The organism is Rhodoblastus sp. (assembly GCF_041915505.1).
Lineage (GTDB): Bacteria > Pseudomonadota > Alphaproteobacteria > Rhizobiales > Beijerinckiaceae > Rhodoblastus.
In genome coordinates, this window is record NZ_JAYSBG010000459.1 from 1 (window position 1) to 2382 (window position 2382).

General features: G+C 67.2%; 3 protein-coding genes. All 3 read left to right on the plus strand.

Annotated features, from left to right (window positions below; genetic code table 11):
- Window positions 1-556, plus strand: a 556-nt coding sequence (locus ACE3S9_RS18575; protein WP_374547958.1) for an aldehyde dehydrogenase family protein, incomplete at its 5' end; no start/stop codon positions are given.
- 55 nt (window positions 557-611) lie between these two features.
- On the plus strand, window positions 612-1055 hold the full coding sequence (locus tag ACE3S9_RS18580; protein WP_374547959.1) for a DUF2214 family protein: 444 nt from the start codon (window positions 612-614) through the stop codon (window positions 1053-1055).
- A 161-nt stretch (window positions 1056-1216) separates the two neighbouring features.
- A complete protein-coding gene (locus tag ACE3S9_RS18585) occupies window positions 1217-2122 on the plus strand; it encodes a bifunctional 5,10-methylenetetrahydrofolate dehydrogenase/5,10-methenyltetrahydrofolate cyclohydrolase (protein WP_374547960.1) in 906 nt (301 codons plus the stop codon).
- Window positions 2123-2382: the final 260 nt, after the last annotated feature.

A 2382-nucleotide genomic window follows, 5' to 3' on the forward strand; every position in this document is an offset into this window, starting at 1 on the left:
CACGTCCATCGTCAACGACCGCCATTTCGGTCGTCTGACCGGATTGATCGACGACGCCCGCGCCAAGGGGGCGCGCATTCGGGAGGTCGGACGCAATCCGGGCGAAGCGGGCGGACGCGCTCGCACGTTGGCGCCGACGCTGGTGCTCGACGCCCGGGACGACATGCGGATCATGCAGGAAGAAATTTTCGGCCCCGTCCTGCCGGTCGTGGCCTATCGCGACATCGACGAGGCCATCGCCTATGTCAACGCGCGGCCGCGGCCTCTCGCGCTCTATTATTTCGGCGGCGACGGCGACGACCGGCGCAAGGTTTTGAGCCGCACGACGTCTGGCAATGTCACGATCAACGGCACCCTCATGCACTATGCCCAGGAAGACCTGCCGTTCGGCGGCGTCGGCCCGAGCGGCATGGGCGCCTATCACGGCGTCGAAGGCTTTCGCGCCCTCAGCCACGCCAAGGGCGTTTTCGAGCAGGGCCGCTGGAACGGCGGCAATCTGCTGCGGGCGCCGTTCGGGCGGCTGGCCGACACCGTCCTCAAGGCGATGCTCAGATAGCCCGGCGTGGGACACGCGGCGCGACGGGCGTGCGCTCGAATGCGGAGGCGAACCGGTGCTCGATCTCGTGCTGGCGATAGCGCACCACTTCTTCGTGTTCGCGCTCTTCGCCGTGCTGTTTGCGGAACTGGTCGTGGTGCGACGCGGCATGGACGCCGGTGCGGTCGCGCGGGTTCAGTCGATGGATCTCTGGTATGGCGCGCTGGCGGGGCTGATCATTATCGTCGGATTCGCTCGCGCGATCTTCGCCGCCAAGGGATGGGATTATTACGCGCATAATCTGTTCTTCTGGGCGAAGATCGGGACATTCGCCGTGATCGGGCTGCTCTCGGTGCCGCCGACTTTGGCCTTCCTGCGCTGGCGGCGCGCCGGCGCGGCGCCGACGGATGAGGCCGTCGCGGCGGCGCGGCGCTATCTTTGGGCCGAAGTCGCGCTGTTTCCGCTGCTGCCCGCTTTCGCCGCCGCCATGGCGCGCGGTTACGGCGCCTTCGGGGGATGATGCGGCGCCGGCGGCCGGGGCGGGTCGAAATCCGCAAATCAGCGTGAGACTCCGGCCGATCGGGGGTTAACAAGCGGGCCGTCCTCTGTCACAAGCAGGCCGAATCCCTGCTGGAGCGTCTTCCCGAGGCGCCGTCCTAGGAGCCTCGAAGGAATCCCGCCATGTCGCAGAGCATCATCAAACCCTCGGCCAAAAAGGCGTTGCTGATCGACGGCAAGGCCGCCTCCGCTTTGGTGCTGGAGCGGGTGGCGCGCGAGGCGCAGGCGCTGGCGATCAAGCCCGGCCTCGCGGTCGTCCTCGTCGGCGAGGATGCGGCCAGCCAGGTCTATGTCAAATCCAAGGGCAAGGCGGCTTATGGCTGCGGCTTTCATTCGGTGCAGCACGACCTGCCGGCCGCGACCAGCGAATCCGAACTGATCGGCCTGGTGCGCATGCTCAACGCCGATCCGGAGATTCACGGCATATTGGTGCAATTGCCGCTGCCCGCCGGCATCGACTCGACCAAGGTGCTCGAGACCATCGCGCCGGAAAAGGACGTCGACGGCTTTCACCCGGTCAATGTCGGCCTGCTCGCGACCGGCCTGACGGAACGCGCGCTCGTGCCCTGCACGCCGGCCGGCGCCATGCTGCTGATCGAGGAGGCGTCCCGGGCGCTTGGCCGCGATATCGCTGGCGCCGAGGCGGTGATCGTCGGCCGCTCCAATATTGTTGGCAAGCCGATGGCGCAATTGCTGCTGGCGAAAAACGCCACGGTGACCGTCGCCCATTCGCGCACCAAAGACCTGCCAGCGGTGGCGCGGCGGGCGGATATTCTGGTCGCCGCCGTCGGCCGGCCCGAAATGATCCGGGGCGACTGGATCAAGCCCGGCGCGCTGGTGATCGACGTCGGCATCAATCGCATCCCCGGCGCGGAGCCGGGCAAGACGCGGCTGGTCGGCGATGTGGCGTTGGACGAGGCGCTCGACGTCGCCGGCGCGATTACGCCGGTTCCCGGCGGCGTCGGGCCGATGACCATCGCCATGCTGATGGCCAACACCCTGCGCGCCGCGCGATTGACCCCCGGCTGAAATTCTCCCGTCTTTGCCTTCCGGCTAGGATGAGCCGACGCGCGCGATGCGCTAAAGTCGCGCCGGAATCGGCGTGCGCAACGCCGTGAGGAGGAAACAATGGGAAACGCTTATCTGACCGGTCTCGACCGCAACCGGGCCAATTACGCGCCCTTGACGCCGCTCAGCTTCCTGTTTCGCGCGGCGGACGTGTTTCCGCACAAGACCTCGATCCTTTATAACGACCAGCGCTTCACCTGGGCGCAGACGGCGGAGCGGTG